This is a genomic window from Bacteroidia bacterium (assembly GCA_025056095.1).
Taxonomy (GTDB): domain Bacteria; phylum Bacteroidota; class Bacteroidia; order JANWVE01; family JANWVE01; genus JANWVE01.
The window spans coordinates 1-21,144 of sequence record JANWVW010000013.1 but is presented as its reverse complement, the minus strand read 5'-3'; the positions used below and the strand labels follow the sequence as shown (position 1 = coordinate 21,144).

The following is a 21,144-nucleotide window of genomic DNA, read 5'->3' as shown; positions in this document are numbered from 1 at the left end:
TTCTTAAAGTCTATTTTTATTCAAAATTATGAACCGTGTGAGTGTCTAATTTTAATTTGTATAATTGCTACATGCCGAGTATTCGTGAGCTGTTTTACCAACATGTAGCACAAACTAGTCCTTATCCCCTTGCTTTGGAAGTAGAAAAAGCCGAAGGTATTTACATTTACGATAATCAAGGTAAAAAATATATTGACTGCATCAGTGGCATTTCTGTCAGCAATATTGGACACAGGCATCCGAGAGTTATACACGCTATTGAGACGCAGTGTAAAAAGTATCTGCACACTATGGTCTATGGAGAGCATATTCAAAGCCCGCAAGTAGAATTAGCTACAACTTTGTGCAGCTATCTTCCTAAATCACTCAATAGTGTGTATTTTGTGAATTCAGGAAGTGAAGCCGTAGAAGGGGCTATCAAGTTGGCTAAACGCTATACAAATAGAAAAAAGATTATTGCTTTTCATCAGAGTTATCATGGTAGTACATTAGGTGCAATGAGTGTCAACGGTTCTTACAGTTTTAAGTATAGATATGAACCTCTATTACCTTACGTGGAATTTGCATTACTTAATAGCCAATGTTGCTTAAATAGCATAGATGAAAATACCGCAGCAGTACTTATAGAACCTATACAAGCAGAAGCAGGAGTAAAAATAGCCCATATAGATTACTTAGAGAATCTTCGTAAGAAGTGCGATGAAGTTGGAGCTTTGCTGATTTTTGATGAAATTCAGACAGGATTTGGGCGCACAGGTACATTATTCTATTTTGAACAAATAGGAATAGTACCTGATATTTTGCTTACTGCCAAAGGTATGGGCGGAGGTATGCCTATCGGCGCTTTTATAGCACCTAAAAGTATTATGCAAACTTTGTCTTATGCACCTATTTTAGGACATATTACAACCTTTGGCGGGCATCCTGTATCCTGCGCAGCAAGCTTAGCTACCTTACAAGTAATCACAGAAAAAGACTTTTTGGACTCTGTACGACATAAAGCAAAACACATAGAGCAGAGACTTAAAAAGTTCAAAAATATACGAGGTTACAGTGGAATAGGACTATTATGGGCTTTGGAGTTAGCAGACTTTACGGATGTTCAAAAAGTTGTACAAAAAGCCATGCAACAAGGACTATTGATAGACTGGTTTTTATATGCCGACCATAAAATTCGTTTAGCACCTCCGCTCACCATTACAGATGAGGAATTAAATCATGTACTTGATGTGTTAGAAAAAATACTATAGCAATAGTAGGTTTTAGACTGCTTTTAAGCTAATATCCAAGCTTTTTACAGAATGAGTAAGCATACCCATAGAAATAAAATCCACTCCTGTTTCAGCTTTTTGGCGAGCATTTTCAAGAGTAATATTTCCTGATGCTTCTGTGAGGTATTGTTTGTTTATCATTTGCACGGCTTTTCGCATAGTTTGCTCATCCATGTTGTCCAGCATAATTTGATGTACTCCGCCTATTTTCAAAACCTGCTCTACTTCGTACAAATTGCGAGTTTCAATAGTAATTTTTAGGTCAAGTTGGTGTTTTTGAAGGTATTCATGCACACGTTGTAGAGCTTTTTGTATCCCCCCTGCGTGGTCTATATGATTATCTTTTATCATTATCCAATCGTATAAGCCGAACCGATAATTCACTCCTCCTCCTATTTGCACAGCCCATTTCTCAATAATCCGCAAGCCAGGAGTAGTTTTGCGCGTGTCCAACACTTGTGTAGGTAGTCCCTCCAAAGCTTGTACTACTGCATGAGTAATAGTTGCTATACCACTCATGCGCTGCATAAAGTTTAGGATTACTCGCTCTGCTTTTAGTAGTGTATGATAAGATGCAGTTACATAAAAACCAATATCGCCTTTTTCAACAGGTTGCCCATCTTGAACACGAATATCCACTGAAGCAGTAGATTCTAATTGCTTAAAAATGTGTTCTGCTAATTTAATCCCCGCAGCAATACCTTTTTCTCTAAAAATCAATTTAGCTTGACCAATCCGATTATCGGGTAAAGTTGCTAACGTGGTTATATCACCTGTGCTGCCTAAATCCTCCTCAAAGGCTAAATCAATAATTTTCTGCGTGAGTGGATGTTGCAAAAAGTCCATGAAACAAAGTTAAATATTTTTATTCGTCAAGTATCCATTGATTATTTGCATCAATGGAATAATCTTCTATTGAAACTTTGGCTTTATTTTCAGTGCCGCGGCTCTTACTCTGAACATTTTTCATCTTCAAATTTGGTTTCTTTTGTCTGTTTTTATCATTAGGCACAAATGATTGTTTTTTTTGGTTTTTATGGGCATATTCTACCTTTATAGTTCTACCCTTATATACTATACCTTGCAACGTTTGAATAACAGTATCCGCGAAATTTTCAGATAGCGTGAAAAATGAAAAAGCAGGAAGTAGTTCTACTTTTTTAATACTCCTTTTGGGAACATTTGTGTGCTTTTCAATAAACTTGATTAACGCAATAGTATCAAAGCCATCTTTTTCTCCTAAATTGATAAATAAGCGAGTATGTTTGGACCTATCTTCAAATGTGTTTTCAGGTAAAGAAAGGTCTTTGGCATGTTGATAATACTTTAACACTTGCAGAAATTCCATGTATGAGAAGCGCTTAATCAGCTCTTCCCGGGATAAATCGGCTACACTTTTCATGATGCGGGGCAAGTAGTCAGAAATTAAAGTTTCATCGTATGGCAAGTTTTTTAAGGTATTAAAAAAATGAATAAAACGCCGTTCTACTACTTCACCAGGCTGTGGAATAGGGAATTTATGAATATTTTTCTTGATAAGGTTTTTGATACTTTGAATTTTTCTTTCCTGTTGAGGAGTAATGATAGATAAGCAATAGCCGCTTTTACCTGCTCTGGCTGTTCGCCCTGCTCTGTGAATATACGTTTCTATTTCGTCAGGTAAATCATAGTTGATAACATGAGTAATGTCGTCAATATCTAAGCCACGAGCTGCTACATCTGTAGCTACTAAAATTTGCAAATGTTTTTCTCTAAATCGTTTCATTGTTTTATCTCTCATGGATTGAGATAAATCGCCGTGTAGGGCATCGGCGTTGTATCCTTCGTGGATAAGCTTTTCTGCAATTTCTTGGGTCTCTGCCTTAGTACGAACAAATACAATTGCATAAATGTCAGGATAGTAGTCTAATAAACGTTTTAGGACTTCATATTTATCATTTGGGCGGCATACGTAATAGCGATGTGTGATATTCGGAGCAGTTTCATTTTTTTGAGCAATTTTTATCTCGTACGGCTGATGCATGTAATTTTTAACGATAGCATGGACTTCTTCGGGCATAGTGGCTGAAAAAAGCCATATTCTTTTAGTAGAAGGGGCTTGGGCAAGAATAGCATCAATATCTTCTTTGAAACCCATGTTTAGCATTTCATCTGCTTCATCTAAAATAAGCGTGTGAATTTGATCTATCTGAATAGTCTTTCGTTGTAAATGGTCTAGCAAGCGCCCTGGTGTAGCTACTACAATGTTTGCTCCTTGTTTTATTTGCTTGATTTGAGTTTGGATATTAGTACCACCGTAAATACTAAGAATTCGCATGCCCGCAATATATTTTGCATAAGATTGCAAATCTTCTGTAATTTGAATACACAGTTCCCTTGTAGGACACAGAATCAAACCTTGTATATGTTTGCTTTTTGTATCAATTTTTTGCAGTAAGGCTAAGCCGAAGGCTGCGGTTTTTCCAGTTCCCGTTTGAGCTATTCCAATAAAGTCTTGATTCTGAATTAGTAACAACGGAATTGCTTTTTCTTGAATTTCTGTTGGTTTGGTATATCCTAAATCGCTGATAGCACGTAGCAATTCTGGAGATAGACCAAAAGTTTCAAACCCTTGTGCCATTTATTCAGTAATTAAGGCACAAAGGTAAGAATTTGTTTGAACACAAAATGCGGAAGCGCGTATCTGTAAGCCGAATTCTGTCGAGAGGTATCATTTATCTAGGTTATATTTCGCAATATAACTCTATCGACCTACCCACCTGCTCGGGCGTGCCACCCTGATAGCGCAGGTATATTTGGTCTTTCAGCCCCTGAGGTTTGCCCTGCCTACTTTGTCACCAAAGTAGCGGTGCGCTCTTACCGCACCTTTTCACCCTTACCTGCCCAAAAGGACAGGCGGTATATTTTCTGTGGCACTATCTGTCATACCTTCCGCAAGTATGCCTTCCTGTTAGGAAGCAGGGTGCACTGTGCTGTTCGGACTTTCCTCTGCTTAACGCAGCGATACCTCGATACGCTTGTAGGCAAAAATAGAAAAAAAACTACAATCTATCAAGTAGTTGTTAAAAGTAATTCACAATTACCAGCGCAGTAAAAATTTCGTAAGCACCTATCTAAAACAGAAAATTACCTATTTTTGCCATAATGGTAGATAGAAGTGTAATGCCTGCGGTTCAACCGCTTAAAGAAATTCGCTTTCCAATTTTAATCCAAAAGCAGCTCAATAATAAAGTACCCGTGTTTTTTATTCAACAGGGAAACGTACCTATTTTACAAATTAGTATAGTGTTTTATGCAGGAAACACTGCCAGCATAGCCAAGCATATACCTATTGCGGCAAATGCCCTCATTACCGAAGGAACAGCCCACAAAACTAGCCAAGAAATTTTTGATGCCTTAGACTTTTACGGAGCTTATCTACAAACTTACTGCGCTAATGAGATTGCAGATGTTTCTCTCTACACTTCGGTCAAGCACTTAGAAAAAGTTCTGCCTATTCTTTACGAAGTAATTACCGAACCTGCCTACCCTGAATCCGAAATAGAACTGTGGAAGCAGCGCCATATAGAGCAGCTTAAGGTAAATAAACAAAAAACTTCTTATTTAGCAGGTAATGCTTTCAAAAAAGCCCTATATCCCCAGCATCCCTACGGATATGTAATGGATGAGCAAGATTATAGTGCTGTGCATCAATCTGAACTCATACAGTTCCATAAAGATGCATATATTCCTGAAAACAGCTTTATTTTAGTTTCAGGGGATGAGTACGATATAGACCAAGTTTTGGAGTGGCTCAATCGGTATTGGGGACATACATCGGGCAGATATTTTCAAAAACCTGCTATTGATCTACCCCAAGTGCAAACAGGAACTATTCATGTACCTAAATCTGATGCTATGCAAGCAAGTCTGCGTATCGGGGCGCGCATGATTCACCATGCTCATCCTGATTATTTAAAATTAAAAGTATTGATTACTGCCTATGGGGGCTATTTCGGATCTCGCCTAATGAGTAATTTACGCGAGGAAAAAGGCTATACCTACGGTGTGTATGCCTCTTTGATAGGATTAAAGCAGGATAGTTATCTTAGCATAGCCGCAGACGTAGGAATTGCTGTAGCCGATGATGCCATTGAACAAATAAAAATAGAAGCACAAAAACTTTGTAATGAACCTATTAGTCAAGATGAGTTAGAAATAGTCAAAAATTACATGTTAGGGCAGCTCACAGGAGATTTTGAAACCGCTTTTAATACCGCAGACTATTACAAAAGTTTAATTACTCTCGGATACGATACGCAGCATCTGTATCAGTTTGTAGATACTATCAAGCAAATTAGTGCACAGGACTTGTATAACCTTGCTCAACTTTATCTTGACCCTACTCAATGGATATATGTCAAAGCAGGCGGATAAAAAAGCGTATATCTAAATGAAAAAGGAAATCGTACCTATCGTAGAGTCAATCATTTTTTCTTCTGAAAATCCTGTAAAAGTGGAGGATATACTCAAGCTTTTGCAGAACAAAGACTTATTCAGCTTAGAGGTAACTTTGACCGATATTACAGACGCTATAGCTACTCTCATGCATCGTTATCAGGGGGATGAATACGGTTTTGAGCTCATTAACATTGCGGAGGGCTATCAATTTGTATCTAAGGCAAAGTATTCCACATTTGTTAAGGAAGCTTTACTTATTCGCAATCGGAAGAAGCTTTCGCAAGCGGCAATGGAGTGTTTAGCTATTATTGCCTATCGCCAACCTGTAACCAAAGCTGATGTTGAGTTTATTCGTGGAGTAAATTCCGATTATGCTATACAAAAGCTGTTAGAAAAAAACTTGATAGTGATACTAGGCAAGTCAGATTTGCCGGGCAGACCTCTTTTGTATGGCACATCTTCATTTTTTTTGGAATACTTGGGTATAAAAAGTCTTAGTCAATTACCTAAGCTGCCTGATATTGATGAAGTTAGTGCCTTTTCTTTACCTGGAATGGACATATTACCTGATGAGTAGGTTAGAATTGTTTAATGAATTTTTTATTTTTTGGGTGTGCCTTTGCCACACAAGCGCAAGCGAAGTGTGACCAAGGGCGGTGTGCTGCAGGCTACGTGCGGAATGCCCCCGACCCTTGCGCAGCAAGGGAAACGCCCAAAAATCAATTTTTAATTATGTTTTTTCAGGTAGAATTCGGTTTAACAAGCGTTCAAATACTGGAACAACCCATATCCAAAACAATACTCCAAGTACATTAAACCATACATGAGCATTGGCAATTATTCGTGCCGGAGGAGCATGACCGCTTGTCCAAATTACAAAATCCACAAAATAATAAAACAAAATCAAACCTGTAATTGCTGATATGAGATTAAAAATAAGATGAAAAAGCCCTGTTTTGATAGCAGCTGGGCTACTGCGAATAGTAGCCAGTAAAGTATCAGAGCAAGTCCCTAACTCTGCCCCTATCATTACAGCAATACTCATAGCAATAGACAAGAGCCCCTTTTTCACTAAAACAATTGCAATTCCTACTGTAGCAGAAGAAGATTGGATAATAATGGTAATCAAGGCTCCTAACAAAGCACCTTCTATTGGACTGTTTATGCGAGATAGCCAGTTCATAAAAATATCTGATTGCTTTAAAGGCGCCACTGACTGCTCCATGGTATGCAATCCAAAAAATATAATTCCAAAATACAGTATTATCTTACCAATATTAGATAATCGGGCTGTTTTTGAAATAAGAATAACTATAAAGCCAATGAGTAAAAACAAAGGGGAGTATTTACCTACATCCATAGCAATAATTTGACTACTTACCGTAGTGCCTATATTTGCACCCAGTACTACCCCCATAGCTTGTCTAAAAGATATTACTTTACTATTTACTAACACAATGGTAATGATGATAACAGCAGAAGAAGAATCTAACAAAGTAGTAACTACAATTCCGACTAAAACAGCCAAAAAAATATTTTTAGTGAATTTTAATATCCAAACAGAAGCTTTATGCCCCACGCTTGCTTGTATTGCTTGCGAAATATGTGTTAGTCCATACAAGAACAAAATTAGTCCACCTAAAATATTTAGTATTATTTCCAACACCATCTCCCTTAATTGATTTTTACAACTTTAAGTTATTGTTGTTATTTTATTATTATCAAATCTGCTTTTTTATTTTAATGGGTCTTTTTTGAATAGCTAAAAGTAGGACGGTTACCCAAAACATTCAATTCACTTTTTACTTTTTGCGAATTTTACACATTACTAAGTACATTTTTCTATTTTTGTGCAATGTTTAAGAAAATTCTATCCCCCGTAGATTTTTCCGTAGAAGCAGTGGAATACACGCACTATGCCAATAAACTAGCCAGCAAGCTAAATGCTTGTTTATTTCTCATCCATAGTATTGAAGGAGATTACAGACGATACGGCGTAGATAATAAAGCCGATAGAAACACTGTTTTACAAGCTGTACAACAAAAATTTGAAATATGGAGAAAAACATATCATTTTGAGCAAGTTACACCGATTATCACTTTTGGGGAGATTACAGAATGTATAGCAGAACAAGCAGAAATACACAGTATTGACTTAGTCGTAATGTTTACTCGCGGATTAGACGAAGAAGAATGGTTAGGAACTAATACTACCAAAGTTGCTAAAATTGCCCCCTGCCCTGTTTTGAGTATAAAGTCTATTAAAACAGAACCTAACTTCAAAAAGATTTTATTACCTATTGATCCAAAATTAACTGTGCAAGGTTTATCCACTTACGCTCTTGAATTTGTAAAATACATGCAAGCAGAAATAGAACTGATTTACGTAGGTGAGGAAGATGAGAATTCTCGCCAAGTTTTACAAAAATACAACAATTTGTATCAAAGTTCAGGGATTAAAGTAGAATTCAATTTTGTAGATAGAGAGGACAGCGTGGCTGAAACTATTATCAGTTACAGCGAAAAAAATAACTTCGATTTAATAATAATGGCTACTCATGCGCGCATGGGCATCAAAGCACTGATTTTGGGCAGTGTAACAGAGTACTGCATCAATAACGCTACCATACCTGTATTAACTTTAAGAGCATAAAACAGAGCAAATAGTTTGACAAAAGGCTTTTTTTTAGTAAATTTGTTATCCTTCTAATCGGATTTAAGAAATTTAGTACAATGGCGAAAAGAAAAAATAGAAATATAGACGAATTCTTGCGGTTTAAAGATTTTAGAGTTTACGTATCTCCCGAATCAGTGAACAGGGAAGAGAAAAAGTACAGAGTGGTTTTTGACCAACAAGAAGCCACATACATTTATGCTGAATATTCTTTTTACAACAAAAAATTTGATGAAGAAGATTGGTATTTAGACTTTCACCTCAAATGCTTCAACAATAGAACAGGTGAAGCCATCTGTGACATGGATTTGAGCAGAGAAATACCTAAAAGTCAAAACATTGTATACATACGACAGGGCTGGGGCAATGATACACCTTGGTGGAAAAAAGGGGAATATCGTTGGGAAGCTTGGTCAGAAGGGAATTTATTAGCAAAAGTGGATTTTTACATTGTTAATATAGGTTTAGTAAAAGAGAACGAAAATCCTTACTTTGAGATTACCTCTATCAAGCTTTACGAAGCAGGTACCAGTAACTTGCCCGAAGCCAGCCGAAAACACCACAAACAATTTGACCGAGAAACTACAAGATATATTTGGTTTGAGTTCAAAGCTCAAAACCGTAGAAAAGAAGCTTTTCCTTGTGAGATAAATTTTAACTTCAGAACTCAAACAGGCGAACTCAAAGGGCATATTCATTACTTCAAGTGGTTTGAAAATTATCAAACAATTTATTTTAATGATGGATGGGGACACGAAAGCTCACCTACTTGGTATCATGGTAAATACACCCTGGAAGTTGTTTTTATGGACCAACTCATTGCCGTAGTACCTTTTGAAGTAGGTAATGGCTTTATTGAAGCTGATGAAGATACCCCCAGTAATTTTCTTCCTACAATTGATGCCAAAGGAAAAATTCAAAAATCTAAAACTTTGGTAGATAGCAGTGAAGAAGTAATGAAAGAGCTAGACCAAATGATTGGTCTAAAAAATGTTAAGAAAAAAGTTAGGGAGTATGCACAATACTTACAATTTCTTCAATTTCGTAAAGAAAGAGGATTAGCAGATGATGAGCGGATTGTTCTTCACTCTGTATTTACAGGTAACCCAGGTACAGGCAAAACTACTGTGGCACTGCTATTAGGTAAAATATACAAATCTTTAGGCTTGTTAGCTCGCGGGCATGTTATCCATGCAGATAGAGCTATGCTAGTAGGTGAGTATATTGGTCAGACTGCACCTAAGACTAAAAAGGTAATTGACGATGCGCGCGGCGGAATACTTTTTATTGATGAAGCCTATTCCCTTGCACGTAAAGGTGAAGTAGACTCTAAAGACTTTGGTAGGGAAGTAATTGAGATATTGTTAAAAGAAATGTCTGACCCTAACTGTGATTTTGCAGTAATTGTAGCAGGTTATCCCGAAGAAATGCATGCTTTTTTAGAATCTAACCCCGGCTTAAAGTCTAGATTTAACTATTATTTTGAGTTTGATGATTATACTCCCAAAGAACTGATGCAAATTGCTGAATATGCTGCCCAAAAACGCAATATCAAACTTTCAAAAGAAGCCCAAGAACTACTTTACGAAGAAATTGTAGATGCCTATCGCAAGCGTACCAAAACTTTTGGTAATGCCCGTTTAATCAACTCTTGGATTGATGAAGCCAAAATGAACATGGGGCTAAGACTAATGCAAAACCCCAATTTGCAAAACCTAAGCCCCGAAGAACTTTCTACTGTACAAAAAGAAGATGTAGCCAAAATATTTGAAAAACAGGAAAAAGAGTATGTAGATATACCTATTGATGAGGAACTTTTAGCTGATTCTCTCAACGCCCTCAATAAACTCGTAGGAATGGAAAATATCAAACAAGACGTCAATGAGCTTGTAAAACTGATACGTTTTTATAGAGAAACAGGTAAAAATATTCGTAATTTGTCTTTGCACACAGTATTTACAGGTAACCCTGGTACAGGAAAAACCACAGTAGCCCGCTTATTGGCAGATATATTCAAAGCTTTGGGAATTTTGGAAAGAGGTCATTTAGTAGAAGTAACTCGCAAAGACTTAGTCGCAGGTTATGTAGGTCAAACCGCTATTCTAACCAACGAACAAATCAACAAAGCTATGGGTGGAGTACTTTTTATAGATGAAGCTTACTCACTCACTTCTTCAGGCTATTCAGGAGATTTTGGAAAGGAAGCAGTAGAAACTCTACTCAAACGAATGGAAGACGATAGAGGAAAGTTTATTGTAATTGTAGCAGGATACACCCAAAACATGAAAGAGTTTCTGCAAGCAAATCCAGGTTTAAGTTCTCGCTTTGACAGAACTTTTCATTTTGAAGATAGCAAGCCCGATGCACTGCTTACTATTGCTGAAAATATGCTCAAAGATGAGAATTTGGAACTAGACAGCACAGCTCGTTTGCATCTTAAGACCTATTTTGAAAATGCCTATAAATACAGAGATAAAAACTTTGGCAATGCTCGCTTAGTAAGAAAAGTGATTGAAAAGGTAATTAAGAATCAGCATTTGAGGTTAGCAAACTTAAACCCAGAGGAAAGAAAACCAGAAGTCTTGAAAACTGTTACCTTAAAAGACGTAGAAGAGTTCAAAATGGATGAGTCTATCAAAGGCAACCGCATCGGTTTCATGGTCTAAAATCTACAATCATGCGTTTTATACATACTTCAGATTGGCATTTGGGCATGCGATTGTACGAAATGGACCGAAAAGAAGAGCATCTCCATTTCTTAAATTGGCTATTAAATCAAGTACAAGCTTTACAAGCTGATGTGCTACTCATTACAGGTGATATTTTTGACGCTTACAACCCACCCCAAGATGCGTTACAAATGTATTATGAATTTTTATCCCGTACTGCTAAAATACCTTCGTGTAAAAGTGTGATTATTATTGGTGGAAATCATGACTCTGCTAGTCTGCTCAATGCGCCAAAAGAGATTCTAAAAGCCCTTAACATACACGTAGTTGGTTGTACAACAGGTAACTTACAGGATGAAATAATTCCAATATACTCCACTTCAAAAGATGCTCCCGAAGCTATAGTATGCGCTGTGCCATTTCTACGCGATAGAGACCTACGCTATTTTGTAGCAGGTGAAACTTATGAGGCTAAAGAACAAAGATTAAAAGAAGCTATTATTGCACACTATCAAAAACTACATGAATATATTCAATCTCTACCTCATATTCCCCCGATTATTATAGCCACAGGGCATCTATTTGCCGTAGGCAGTCAAACTTCCGAAAGTGAAAAAATGATACATCTTGGCAATTTAGGTCAAGTGGAAGCTCAGTTCCCTAGTGGCTTCAAATATGTAGCTTTGGGGCATATCCATAAACCTCAAAAAGTAGCTAATTACGAACACATTCGTTATGCAGGTTCACCTATACCTTTAAGTTTTAGTGAGTTAGGCATAGAAAAACAGATTGTTGTCATTGATATTCAACCGAATTCAGAACCAATTATTAACTGCATTCCTATCCCTACTTATAGAAAACTTTTGCGCATCAGAGGCTCTTTGGATGAGGTCAAAAAACAGCTATCCACTTTATCACACAGTTCTGAGGAACCTACTTTATGGGTAGAGGTAACTGTAGTTTTATACGAAAAACAACTACAAATTAAGCAGCAGGTAGAAGAAGTAGTAAAAAACAAAAAAAATATCAGCGTACTAGCTGTTAAAGTAGAAAAACAGTACATTGAGCAAGGACTGGAAGAGGATGTATCCATTTCTACTGATTTAAAAAAGCTTACTCCGCATGAAGTTTTTAGAAAACGGTGTGAAAATATTCCTCCTGAGCAACAAGAAGAATTAAGAATTACTTTTGACGAAGTATTATCCATTCTAGGTGAACAAGTTAAAAGTAAGGTTTGAACTTTTTTTCTACTTTTGAACCATGAACCTGTACACTGTGGAAACAGGCTGGTTTCGTCTAGATGGCGGAGCTATGTTTGGCGTAGTCCCTAAAACAATATGGCAAAAAACTAATCCCGCTAATGAAAATAATCTCATTCTACTAAGCATGCGTGCTTTACTTATTGAGTACTCTAACCGACTAGTTTTAGTAGACAATGGCTTGGGACACAAGTATAACGAAAAGTTTAAGCAAATTTATGATATCAATCATGACAAATACACGCTGGATAGTTCTTTGCAAAAACTTGGCTTTTCGAGAGCAGACATTACAGATGTTATTTTGACTCATCTTCATTTTGACCATTGTGGAGGAAGCACAGAGTGGAATAGTGCTAAAAATCGTTATGAAGTCGCTTTCAAGAATGCAAAATTTTATGTGCAAAAATCTCACTGGGAATGGGCAAACAAGCCGAATGCGCGTGAAAAAAGTAGCTTCTTTGCCGAGAACTTACAGCCTATTGCCGAAAGCGGGCAATTGGAATTGATAGAAGGTAATATATCTCTTTTTGAAAACATGGAGTTGAAAGTAATGAATGGGCATACCATAGGCATGCAGCTTCCTTTGATTACATATAAGAATAAAAAAATACTCTATGCCGCAGACCTCATCCCTACGCACGGACATGTACCTTTGCCTTACGTAATGGGCTATGATATGTTTCCTTTAACAACTTTACAAGAAAAAGAACCTATTTTACAGCAAGCCCTACAAGAAAATTGGATACTTTTCTACGAACATGACCCTTATATTGAATGTAGTACAGTAACGCTCAACGAAAAAGGTGGATTTGTGTACGGAGAAAAGTTTAGCTTACAAGAGATTGTGTAGCTAGGTTTTCTGAATTATGCGTTGGTTTTTATTGATACTTTTATCTTTGATATGGGGAAGCTCATTTATTTTAATTAAAGAAGGTTTGAAGGGCTTTACTTTTATGCAATTAGCCATGCTAAGAATGTTTGCTGCCAGTTCAACGCTATTAGTTTTTGCAGTACCTCATGTATTCAAAGTATCTCAAACCCGTTGGAAATTTATTATTTTGTCCGCGCTTACAGGAAATTTTATACCTGCTATTTTATTTGCAGGGGCAGAAACTAAGTTAGATAGCGGCATAACAGGTGTACTTAACGCTTTGACCCCTATTTTTACTTTGTTAGTTTCTATTTTCTTGTACAAAGACAAGATAAAGCAAATACAAAAAATAGGAATTTTGATTGGTTTTGCAGGCTGTATATGTATAACCGCTACTAGTGTTTCCTTAAAAGCAGATAGCAGTCTTATTCTTTATGCAGGAATGATACTTTTAGCTACATTGTGCTATGGCATTAGTGTGAATGTAATTAAGCATCATTTAGTAGATATCCATCCTTTGGCTTTAGCCAGTCTATCCCTAGCGACATTGTTATTACCTTCGGCAGGTTATTTGTTAAGTACAGATTTCATTACTCGATTGCAAAGTATGCATAATTTTAGCCCATTGTACAGTGTTTTGATATTGGGTGTGTTAGGTAGTGCAATTTCATTAGTATTTTTTAATAGGTTAGTTCAGCTAAGTAGTACCTTATTTGCGAGTTCTGTTACCTATACCATTCCAATAGTAGCCTTAGCTTGGGCAGTTTATGCAGGAGAGAAAATACATTTTTTACATATTATAGGCATGTTGCTGATTATTGTAGGAATTTACTGCGTCAATAAAAAGTGAGAAAATTTTTAGAATGAGCGATACTATCCATATCTAATAGAAAGAGATGAGGTAGGCTTAGTGGCTAAAATTTTAGAGAGTATAGCGTCAAATCAAAAAATTGATAGAAGAGAACGGGAAGCATAGCGACGCACAGTATAAAAGTTTTGATAAGGGGCGTGAAAAAGAAGTTAATTGTTAGAGCAAAAAGAAAAAGTTAGGAAAAACATAATAGCAGAGAGTAATAGTAACCCTTAAAGTAGCAAATGTAATTTTCAAAAAAACGCCCTTTGTTTTGGTGTATTTTAGATCTTTTCTGCTACTCTCAATTTTGCGCTTCTTGCTCGGGGATTAGCTTGTATCTCGGATTCGGTAGGCAGAATAGGCTTCTGGATAGGCACAAGAGGGCGTAGCAAATTTCCATACGTGTCTTTTTGGGGTTTTCCGTCAGCATTTCCATAGCGCATAATGTTTTTTACTATTCTATCTTCCAAAGAGTGATACGTCAATACTACTAATCTACCCTTAGATTTGAGACATTCTATGCTTTGGTACAAAAATGTCTTTAAGTTTTCCAATTCTTGGTTAACCTCTATGCGAATAGCTTGAAATACTTGGGCATAGTAGCCATATTGATTAAATTTAGGCGCAGCTTTTTGAATAGCCTTTATAAGTTGAAAGGTAGTTTTAATGGGACTCAATTTACGGGCTTGTATAATACATTCTGTTAGTAATTTAGGATTGTGTACTTCGCCATATAGTTTGAATAGAGAATATAATTTTTCAGAAGGATAAGTATTAACCACTTCAACCGCTGAAAGAAATTGGTCTTGGTTCATACGCATATCTAGAGGTGCATCAAAACGGAAGCTAAAACCTCGTGCAGCCGTATCTATTTGGTATGAAGATACGCCTAAATCCGCTAAAATTCCATCTACCGAAGTGATTCTTAAATCGGATAAAATTTGGCCTATATTAGCAAAGTTGGTATGTACAAAATAAAAGTTAGTTTGTGGTATTTTTTCAAAAGGTACGTCTTTATCTTGGTCAAAAGCAATTAGCTTGCCTTCAGGAGTAAGGCGATTTAGAATAGCCTGTGCGTGTCCCCCTCCACCAAATGTAGCATCAACGTAGATTCCGCTGAAATTATGGACTAATGCTTGTACAGTTTCTGATAGTAATACAGGAACGTGATAAAACATTACTTATTCGGAAGAAGGCAAGCTAGATCGCGAGAATTCTCTTCGTTTGAGTTGTTCCATAATGAAGTTGTCTAACGGCTTAATGATGATAATTAAAATAATCTTGGATGCCCAAGAGGTTCCTGCCATCACAAAACGGTCAAAAAGTTCTGTCAGAATGAGCAAAATTATGGCTACTACTACAATGATACTAGTTGCTTTTCTGCGAATTCGGGCTAAAGTCAGGTCATTTTTAGTAGCTTTGAGTTCTTCAATTCGAGTGGTTATTTCAGCATTTTTAGCTTGTAAAGCTTCGTTGATAGCTTTTATCTCTTCAGCTTGTTGGCTAAGTTCCTCATTTAATTCACGTAGTCTTTGGTTCGTTTGGTTATGTTTTCGTTGTAGTCTGTCGCTCACCGAAGTGAGTAGCCTAATATCATCAAGTAAAACCATATATGCTTCGGTGAGCTTTGTGTAAGGCTCTCTATAGTCGGGGAGAGTCCCGTTTTGCAGTATTTGACGGGCGTTATTTAATACTTGTGTTTCATACTCAAAAACAGTTTTTTTTTCTGATATTTCTTGCATTTCTAACTGTTAGGGATAACCTTGAAAGGTACTTTTATAATACTTTTATAGTCCTCACCTGTTTCCTGCATATCTTCATCATCTTCGTCATAGTACCAGCTGATGACTACTGAACTGCCATTTTGATGAATTTGTTCTAGTTTTCTGAAAATGTCTAAAATACACTTTGAAGAGCTGGTGTTGAAGTACTCAAACTTAAAGGTACACAATGTACTTGCATTGGGGGACTTGGCATACTCATCTAACCAAGCCATAACAGGCTTGTAAAACTCGAAAGAATTTTCAGGAATAGAACGCCCCTCTATTTTTAGTAAGCCCGCTTCAGGATCTAGCTCTATGCGGGGGGTTTTATTAGTAGGTTCTATTTTTATTTTTTCCATGCTCGTTCAAAATTTATTTTTAAGATTAAGATTCTTGTACGGGAACTCTTACACAAAGTGAAAAGTAGGAATAATTTTCGTTGATAGGTGTAAAGTTGTACTCTAAAGGACGACCTGATTTGCGAATTAAATCCATCAATCCTAATCCTGCACCTCCTTTTTCTGAAAATCCTTCATTAGCCATTACATTCATATATCTTTCTTTTAACTCTTCTTTTGATAGTCCATTTATCTCTTCAATATTTGATTTGAGTTTATCAACACGGTTAGCGTACATGCAGTTTCCTGTCATCACGTAGTAAAAGTCTTCATCTCTGCCTACCGACAAAATAACCGAATTTTTGTACAAAGGATTTTCAATCTCATCAACATGGTTATATGCATTTTGAAAAGCTTCTACCAATACATTATATACTTTTTTTTGAATGCGTTTAGCCTCGCCGAGTTCTTCTAATTTTTGCTCTGCAATTTCCAAAATAGCACTTAATAAGTCAGGAGTTACGTAGCCTTTGAACAGCACAAGGATGTTTTCTTGTACCATGTCAAAGTAGTATTTATGTAAGTTTACCATGCTTACCCTTGTAATTTTGTTACAAATATAAAAAACGAATATGTTACATTCCAAATTATTGTTCTATTTGTTCGATGATTTTCTGTACAATTTTTGATTTCAACTTAACACGATAAAAGTAAAGAATAAGTGCTAAAATGGCATAAAAAAGAGCTAGAATTCCAAAAGCTAAAATATAGCTTCCCATCCAGAATCTCAATACAAAGGCTAAACAAATTGTTAAAGTGAACAAAAAAAATAAGGATACACACAGCAGCAGTACCGTAAAAAGAAGTGCTGCTGCGGTTTTGAGTATATCAATTTTTATCTCCTGCTTTGTAACTAAAAAATGTTTTTTGAGATATTCTATCAAATGAATAACCAAATTTTGCTCTTCCTTAAAATCTGCCATAATTATTCAAACGTATATTTGAAGTAGTACGTGATAGGTTCACTATCTTTTGCATTAACAGTTTTTTGGCTTAATAGACCGTCCTTACTGTATTTGTGAGTAATTTCTTTATCAGGATAGATAACTTTTTGAATTTTACCTGAATAGTCGCTTTCCACTGTTCCTTTAATTTTTTGTCCTGCTACAACACCTGAAAAAGATTTAAGTACGGTAGCCCCTTCGTACTTGTAAGTAATGTTGTAAAGCTTTACCTTTTTTTTGCCTTCTAATCGGTAAGCATTCACTGCTGTTATTTTAGCAAAATCGTTGGTTTTTATTTCGTAAATAGTTGGGTTAGCCTGAAAAGATTTATTGACACTGTCGTATTGGTAGTACACTACCTTTATTCTAGGACCATTGTAAGTTAAGCTAATCCGAGCTTCTGTGGGGCAAACTACGCTATCTATATAACGGCTACCGTATGCTGTACGTACGTATACTGCATAGTTGCTGTTATTAGCATTTCTATACCCGTTGATAACGCCTTTTTCAAAATTATAGCTTTCTACTAAGGTTTCTTTCCGCATATCTTCAGTTGTATAGACATCTAGCTGCTTGACATACTTCTTTTTAAGCATAGACTTTTGAAAGACACAAAATTCATCAGGATAAATAAACTGATTGATGATTTGTGCCATTGAAGTGTTCAAAGCAAGGTAAATAAATAATAGCACACAGCTTTTATACATACGCCATTTATATTTTAGTACAAAGTTGACAAGTTTTTCTCGTTTTTACAATTATGTTTATGTAAAGAATGAAAGACCTATCAAAAAGTTACTACATTCCTAACACCCAAGCAAAAATCAAGGGTGCTACGATGGTTGCATCCGATTCTATGATAAATTTAGGAGTATCTACGCCAAGTTTACCCCATGTTATTTTTTCATTAGGTACTGCTCCCGAATAAGAACCGTAACTAGTAGTAGAATCCGAAATTTGGCAAAAATAGCTCCAAAATGGAATATCATGCATTTGTAAATCTTGATATAACATAGGGACAACGCATATAGGGAAGTCTCCTGCAATTCCTCCCCCAATTTGAAAGAATCCTATGCCTTTACCTGAACAATTTTTCACATACCAATCTGCTAACCAAACCATGTACTCAATTCCAGACTTGACAATGTTAGGCTGCAATTCTCCTTTTATGCAGTAAGAAGCAAAAATGTTTCCCATTGTGGAATCTTCCCAGCCTGGTACTACCATAGGTAAATTTTTCTCTGCTGCAGCCAATACCCAGCTATTTTTGGGGTCAATTTCGTAGTACTGCTCCATTTCCCTTGAAAGCAGCATTTTATACATATATTCATGAGGAAAGTACCGTTCCCCCTTATCTTGCGCGTTTTTCCATTGCTTATAGATATGCTTTTGAATACGCCTAAAAGCTTCTTCTTCGGGGATACAAGTATCTGTTACTCTGTTAAAGCCATTTTGTAAGAGTTCCCATTCATCTTCAGGTGTTAAATCCCTGTAATTAGGTATACGTTTGTAGTGATTATGTGCAACTAAGTTCATGATATCTTCCTCTAAATTTGCACCTGTGCAGGAAATTATATGAACCTTATCTTGCCTAATCATTTCTGCCAAAGATATTCCCAGTTCAGCGGTGCTCATTGCTCCTGCTAGGGTAATCATCATTTTTCCACCTTCGGATATGTGTTTTTCATAAGCCTTTGCTGCGTCTAATAGGGCAGCAGCGTTAAAGTGCAAGAAGTTTTTTTCAATAAATTCTGAAACGGGACCTCTGTTCATGCCGCAAAAATAAAGATATTGAACAAAAAATACACATTAACTTAACATAAGAAAACAATAGCGCCCCCTAGACCTTGAAAGGAGCGCTATGAATAACTTTCTGTTAATGTGTAAAGCCTAGTATTTTACTTTAATCCCATGATAGTATTCCTGAACTTCGTAATCTTTACGAAGAGGATGCCCTACCCAATCATCAGGACAAAGAATACGGCGTAAATCAGGATGGTTTTCAAACTTAATTCCCATTAAGTCATAAGTCTCTCGTTCTAACCAATCCGCAGCGCGCCACACAGCAGAAACGCTAGGTACAGAAGGTAAATCTCCGTTTTCAGTGGTGCGAGGTATTTTAACATGTAGAGTTAGCAAAAAACCTTCGTTGGGAATAGAACACAAATGGTAGACTACCCCTAGCATGTTTTCTTTTACTCCGTAATCTACCCCGCTAATACACGAAAGGTAGTCAAAGTAAAAAGGTTCTGTATCCCTCAAAAAGAAACATATATCCACTAACTTTGCAGGATTGACGTACAGCGCTGGCTGTAAAATGTCTAATTTTTTTTCTAAAATGGCGTCTTCGCCAAACTTAGCTACAATAGCATCGGCAATTTCTTGTACAGTCATAGGTTCAAAAATTTAAATTTATGTTGAATGTTTTTTAATCCACTAAAGCTTTGGGAACCATTAAACTTTCGTTACGTATTTTATCTTGCAATTTGAGTATTCCGCCGATTAGGGCTTCGGGGCGAGGAGGACAGCCTGGCACATATACATCCACAGGGATTATTCTATCTACACCTTTGACTACATGATAGCCATGTTCCCAATAAGGTCCGCCGCAGTTTGCACAGCTTCCCATTGAAATTACATAACGAGGTTCGGGCATTTGTTCATATAAGCGGCGTACGCGGTCAGCCATTTTGAAGGTAACTGTGCCTGCTACTATCATTACGTCGCTTTGCCGTGGTGAAGGACGCGGAAATACGCCAAATCGGTCTAAATCGTAATTACTCGCCATAGTTGCCATCATTTCAATGGCACAGCAAGCTAAACCGAATCCCATGGGCCACAATGAAGATAACCTTGCCCAATTCAAAACGTCATCTATTTTAGTGATGATAAAACCTCCGCTTTCAAATTGTTTATCAAATAATCCCATAATGATTCTTGTTTTTTCTATAACACAGTTCTTTTAAGGTAGGTTTTCAAAGTTTTACAAACATACAATATTTTTCATTTGCTGTCAAATTCATTTACAACATTTTCTAAAATTCACTGTACAACCTCCCCTATTAAAAAAATAGACTGTACTTCAGGTTCTGTGTTAGCATAAATTTTAATTTCTTTTCTAGCCGTACCTACTTTATCTTTGGAACGAAATTCTACTTTTATCTCTCCTTCTCCCCCTGGCGGAATAGGTTCTTTACTCCAAGTAGGAATAGTACAATCGCAAGCTACTTTTGCATCTTTGATGATTAAGGGTACTTTTCCTTCGTTTTTGAACTTGTACACATGCCGTACGGTATCTCCATTTTTGACTGTGCCAAAATTGTACTGCGTTTCCTGAAATTTAAGAATGGCTTTTTGCTCTTGGTCTTTTTTACTACCTTTACAAGCAGATAGTAAGGCTACAATCAGCAAAGTGATGATAATTTTATTCACGTTCATGTTACAAAGATAGGTATGAAAAACGAATGTGCTGCAACTTTATTGGTCATTTATGCTAAGCCTGATTTTCCTACTTATTTCAGACATCCTTTACTAAAGCTGTTAGAGCAACAAGGTTTGAATTTAGAATACATAGACACAGACAGCCATTCAGATGACTTTTATGTTGATTTTATTTTGCAGTCTTTGCCTGATAAAAAACGTTTATTTGTTTTGATTGAGATAGACCCTTCTCAAAAAAAGTTGCCCAACAATTGCATGAGGATTCTTGCTCATCTTCAAAAGATGAAAGACAAAGTTGATATTTTATGTGCTGTGGAGCATGTTTTACTTCGTGCTTATACTTTGGGTTTGCGTATTTGTAAGGAGCAGGATATGCACAAACAAGTAGACTACATTTACCAATCTCTATCCATGCACAATTGAAAATAAAATGAAGTATGCACAGCAAAAAGAGTAATGAAGCTAAGTAAAAAGCATTTGTAATTTTTTTTGGGCGTGCCCTTGCCCACACTTCGCTTGCGCTTGTGTGGGCAAGGTCGGCGTGCTACGGGCTACGCTAAC

The 21,144-nt window shown here is 36.6% G+C and carries 23 protein-coding genes and 1 other RNA gene; 10 read left to right on the top strand and 14 right to left on the bottom strand.

The genetic code is table 11. The features are described 5' to 3' along the window. Positions 1 to 71: 71 nt before the first annotated feature. Positions 72 to 1,250 (top strand): aspartate aminotransferase family protein, encoded by a 1,179-nt coding sequence (locus NZ519_02020; protein MCS7027516.1) that lies wholly within the window; start codon positions 72 to 74, stop codon positions 1,248 to 1,250. Positions 1,251 to 1,262: 12 nt separating this feature from the next. Here the strand turns inward: NZ519_02020 and nadC are convergent, their stop codons facing one another. The 3 genes from nadC to rnpB all read right to left on the bottom strand — a co-directional run bounded on the left by nadC (position 1,263) and on the right by rnpB (position 4,291). Then, positions 1,263 to 2,117, bottom strand: a complete 855-nt coding sequence (nadC, locus tag NZ519_02015; protein ID MCS7027515.1) for a carboxylating nicotinate-nucleotide diphosphorylase — start codon at positions 2,115 to 2,117, stop codon at positions 1,263 to 1,265. Positions 2,118 to 2,136: 19 nt separating this feature from the next. Next, complete coding sequence (locus tag NZ519_02010) at positions 2,137 to 3,891, bottom strand: DEAD/DEAH box helicase (protein MCS7027514.1); 1,755 nt, start codon at positions 3,889 to 3,891, stop codon at positions 2,137 to 2,139. 52 nt (positions 3,892 to 3,943) lie between these two features. After that, positions 3,944 to 4,291, bottom strand: an RNA gene (gene rnpB, locus NZ519_02005) — RNase P RNA component class A. 124 nt (positions 4,292 to 4,415) lie between these two features. On the opposite strand from rnpB, the gene NZ519_02000 reads away from it, so the two are divergent. Genes NZ519_02000 through NZ519_01990 form a run of 3 tightly spaced genes read left to right on the top strand, consistent with a single transcriptional unit; the run spans position 4,416 to position 6,441 of the window. Then, positions 4,416 to 5,687: an insulinase family protein gene (locus NZ519_02000; GenBank protein MCS7027513.1), complete on the top strand. Its 1,272-nt coding sequence runs from the start codon at positions 4,416 to 4,418 to the stop codon at positions 5,685 to 5,687. Between the two features lie 16 nt (positions 5,688 to 5,703). Further along, positions 5,704 to 6,288 (top strand): SMC-Scp complex subunit ScpB, encoded by a 585-nt coding sequence (scpB, locus tag NZ519_01995; protein ID MCS7027512.1) that lies wholly within the window; start codon positions 5,704 to 5,706, stop codon positions 6,286 to 6,288. Positions 6,289 to 6,318: 30 nt separating this feature from the next. After that, positions 6,319 to 6,441 carry a hypothetical protein gene (locus NZ519_01990; protein ID MCS7027511.1) on the top strand — a complete coding sequence of 41 codons (123 nt, stop codon included), beginning with the start codon at positions 6,319 to 6,321 and terminating at the stop codon, positions 6,439 to 6,441. Here NZ519_01990 and NZ519_01985 read toward each other — a convergent pair whose 3' ends face one another. Next, on the bottom strand, positions 6,442 to 7,332 hold the full coding sequence (locus tag NZ519_01985) for a Na/Pi symporter (protein MCS7027510.1): 891 nt from the start codon (positions 7,330 to 7,332) through the stop codon (positions 6,442 to 6,444). It abuts the gene before it with no gap. A gap of 234 nt (positions 7,333 to 7,566) precedes the next feature. Between NZ519_01985 and NZ519_01980 the strand changes: the two genes are divergently transcribed. The 5 genes from NZ519_01980 to NZ519_01960 all read left to right on the top strand — a co-directional run bounded on the left by NZ519_01980 (position 7,567) and on the right by NZ519_01960 (position 14,034). Further along, positions 7,567 to 8,364: a universal stress protein gene (locus NZ519_01980; protein MCS7027509.1), complete on the top strand. Its 798-nt coding sequence runs from the start codon at positions 7,567 to 7,569 to the stop codon at positions 8,362 to 8,364. Between the two features lie 80 nt (positions 8,365 to 8,444). Continuing rightward, a complete protein-coding gene (locus tag NZ519_01975; protein MCS7027508.1) occupies positions 8,445 to 11,051 on the top strand; it encodes an AAA family ATPase in 2,607 nt (868 codons plus the stop codon). Positions 11,052 to 11,062: 11 nt separating this feature from the next. Then, positions 11,063 to 12,292, top strand: coding sequence for an exonuclease SbcCD subunit D C-terminal domain-containing protein (locus NZ519_01970; GenBank protein ID MCS7027507.1), 1,230 nt, complete (start codon positions 11,063 to 11,065; stop codon positions 12,290 to 12,292). Positions 12,293 to 12,314: 22 nt separating this feature from the next. Continuing rightward, entirely contained in the window at positions 12,315 to 13,163 is an 849-nt protein-coding gene (locus NZ519_01965) for an MBL fold metallo-hydrolase (protein MCS7027506.1), read from the top strand. 16 nt (positions 13,164 to 13,179) lie between these two features. Further along, positions 13,180 to 14,034 (top strand): DMT family transporter, encoded by an 855-nt coding sequence (locus NZ519_01960; protein ID MCS7027505.1) that lies wholly within the window; start codon positions 13,180 to 13,182, stop codon positions 14,032 to 14,034. 284 nt (positions 14,035 to 14,318) lie between these two features. Here NZ519_01960 and rsmH read toward each other — a convergent pair whose 3' ends face one another. The 10 genes from rsmH to NZ519_01910 all read right to left on the bottom strand — a co-directional run bounded on the left by rsmH (position 14,319) and on the right by NZ519_01910 (position 20,580). Next, positions 14,319 to 15,215, bottom strand: coding sequence for a 16S rRNA (cytosine(1402)-N(4))-methyltransferase RsmH (gene rsmH / locus NZ519_01955; GenBank protein ID MCS7027504.1), 897 nt, complete (start codon positions 15,213 to 15,215; stop codon positions 14,319 to 14,321). A 3-nt stretch (positions 15,216 to 15,218) separates the two neighbouring features. Further along, the gene (locus NZ519_01950; GenBank protein ID MCS7027503.1) at positions 15,219 to 15,779 is read right to left on the bottom strand and encodes a hypothetical protein; all 561 of its coding nucleotides are present in this window, start codon (positions 15,777 to 15,779) and stop codon (positions 15,219 to 15,221) included. Between the two features lie 2 nt (positions 15,780 to 15,781). Next, on the bottom strand, positions 15,782 to 16,159 hold the full coding sequence (locus NZ519_01945) for a DUF1987 domain-containing protein (GenBank protein ID MCS7027502.1): 378 nt from the start codon (positions 16,157 to 16,159) through the stop codon (positions 15,782 to 15,784). Between the two features lie 25 nt (positions 16,160 to 16,184). Next, positions 16,185 to 16,730 (bottom strand): SiaB family protein kinase, encoded by a 546-nt coding sequence (locus NZ519_01940; GenBank protein ID MCS7027501.1) that lies wholly within the window; start codon positions 16,728 to 16,730, stop codon positions 16,185 to 16,187. 55 nt (positions 16,731 to 16,785) lie between these two features. After that, complete coding sequence (locus tag NZ519_01935) at positions 16,786 to 17,121, bottom strand: phage holin family protein (GenBank protein ID MCS7027500.1); 336 nt, start codon at positions 17,119 to 17,121, stop codon at positions 16,786 to 16,788. A 2-nt stretch (positions 17,122 to 17,123) separates the two neighbouring features. After that, entirely contained in the window at positions 17,124 to 17,798 is a 675-nt protein-coding gene (locus NZ519_01930; GenBank protein ID MCS7027499.1) for a hypothetical protein, read from the bottom strand. Positions 17,799 to 17,940: 142 nt separating this feature from the next. After that, positions 17,941 to 18,915 carry a deoxyhypusine synthase family protein gene (locus tag NZ519_01925; protein MCS7027498.1) on the bottom strand — a complete coding sequence of 325 codons (975 nt, stop codon included), beginning with the start codon at positions 18,913 to 18,915 and terminating at the stop codon, positions 17,941 to 17,943. A gap of 117 nt (positions 18,916 to 19,032) precedes the next feature. Beyond that, positions 19,033 to 19,536 (bottom strand): NADH-quinone oxidoreductase subunit C, encoded by a 504-nt coding sequence (locus tag NZ519_01920; GenBank protein MCS7027497.1) that lies wholly within the window; start codon positions 19,534 to 19,536, stop codon positions 19,033 to 19,035. A 34-nt stretch (positions 19,537 to 19,570) separates the two neighbouring features. Further along, the gene (gene nuoB, locus NZ519_01915; GenBank protein MCS7027496.1) at positions 19,571 to 20,071 is read right to left on the bottom strand and encodes an NADH-quinone oxidoreductase subunit NuoB; all 501 of its coding nucleotides are present in this window, start codon (positions 20,069 to 20,071) and stop codon (positions 19,571 to 19,573) included. Positions 20,072 to 20,184: 113 nt separating this feature from the next. Continuing rightward, the gene (locus NZ519_01910; GenBank protein ID MCS7027495.1) at positions 20,185 to 20,580 is read right to left on the bottom strand and encodes a DUF1573 domain-containing protein; all 396 of its coding nucleotides are present in this window, start codon (positions 20,578 to 20,580) and stop codon (positions 20,185 to 20,187) included. 15 nt (positions 20,581 to 20,595) lie between these two features. On the opposite strand from NZ519_01910, the gene NZ519_01905 reads away from it, so the two are divergent. Then, positions 20,596 to 21,006: a hypothetical protein gene (locus tag NZ519_01905; protein ID MCS7027494.1), complete on the top strand. Its 411-nt coding sequence runs from the start codon at positions 20,596 to 20,598 to the stop codon at positions 21,004 to 21,006. Positions 21,007 to 21,144: the final 138 nt, after the last annotated feature.

Excerpts from the sequence above, each read along its gene's own strand:
- NZ519_01935 (MCS7027500.1), bottom strand. The coding sequence starts at position 17,121 with ATGGCAGATTTTAAGGAAGAGCAAAATTTGGTTATTCATTTGATAGAA.
- NZ519_01960 (MCS7027505.1), top strand. The coding sequence starts at position 13,180 with ATGCGTTGGTTTTTATTGATACTTTTATCTTTGATATGGGGAAGCTCA.
- NZ519_01910 (MCS7027495.1), bottom strand. The coding sequence starts at position 20,580 with ATGAACGTGAATAAAATTATCATCACTTTGCTGATTGTAGCCTTACTA.
- NZ519_01920 (MCS7027497.1), bottom strand. The coding sequence starts at position 19,536 with ATGACTGTACAAGAAATTGCCGATGCTATTGTAGCTAAGTTTGGCGAA.
- rsmH (MCS7027504.1), bottom strand. The coding sequence starts at position 15,215 with ATGTTTTATCACGTTCCTGTATTACTATCAGAAACTGTACAAGCATTA.
- NZ519_01965 (MCS7027506.1), top strand. The coding sequence starts at position 12,315 with ATGAACCTGTACACTGTGGAAACAGGCTGGTTTCGTCTAGATGGCGGA.
- NZ519_01905 (MCS7027494.1), top strand. The coding sequence starts at position 20,596 with ATGAAAAACGAATGTGCTGCAACTTTATTGGTCATTTATGCTAAGCCT.
- NZ519_02020 (MCS7027516.1), top strand. The coding sequence starts at position 72 with ATGCCGAGTATTCGTGAGCTGTTTTACCAACATGTAGCACAAACTAGT.
- NZ519_01930 (MCS7027499.1), bottom strand. The coding sequence starts at position 17,798 with ATGGCACAAATCATCAATCAGTTTATTTATCCTGATGAATTTTGTGTC.
- nuoB (MCS7027496.1), bottom strand. The coding sequence starts at position 20,071 with ATGGGATTATTTGATAAACAATTTGAAAGCGGAGGTTTTATCATCACT.
- NZ519_02010 (MCS7027514.1), bottom strand. The coding sequence starts at position 3,891 with ATGGCACAAGGGTTTGAAACTTTTGGTCTATCTCCAGAATTGCTACGT.
- NZ519_02000 (MCS7027513.1), top strand. The coding sequence starts at position 4,416 with ATGGTAGATAGAAGTGTAATGCCTGCGGTTCAACCGCTTAAAGAAATT.
- scpB (MCS7027512.1), top strand. The coding sequence starts at position 5,704 with ATGAAAAAGGAAATCGTACCTATCGTAGAGTCAATCATTTTTTCTTCT.
- NZ519_01945 (MCS7027502.1), bottom strand. The coding sequence starts at position 16,159 with ATGGAAAAAATAAAAATAGAACCTACTAATAAAACCCCCCGCATAGAG.
- NZ519_01940 (MCS7027501.1), bottom strand. The coding sequence starts at position 16,730 with ATGGTAAACTTACATAAATACTACTTTGACATGGTACAAGAAAACATC.
- NZ519_01975 (MCS7027508.1), top strand. The coding sequence starts at position 8,445 with ATGGCGAAAAGAAAAAATAGAAATATAGACGAATTCTTGCGGTTTAAA.
- NZ519_01980 (MCS7027509.1), top strand. The coding sequence starts at position 7,567 with ATGTTTAAGAAAATTCTATCCCCCGTAGATTTTTCCGTAGAAGCAGTG.
- NZ519_01950 (MCS7027503.1), bottom strand. The coding sequence starts at position 15,779 with ATGCAAGAAATATCAGAAAAAAAAACTGTTTTTGAGTATGAAACACAA.
- NZ519_01970 (MCS7027507.1), top strand. The coding sequence starts at position 11,063 with ATGCGTTTTATACATACTTCAGATTGGCATTTGGGCATGCGATTGTAC.
- nadC (MCS7027515.1), bottom strand. The coding sequence starts at position 2,117 with ATGGACTTTTTGCAACATCCACTCACGCAGAAAATTATTGATTTAGCC.
- NZ519_01925 (MCS7027498.1), bottom strand. The coding sequence starts at position 18,915 with ATGAACAGAGGTCCCGTTTCAGAATTTATTGAAAAAAACTTCTTGCAC.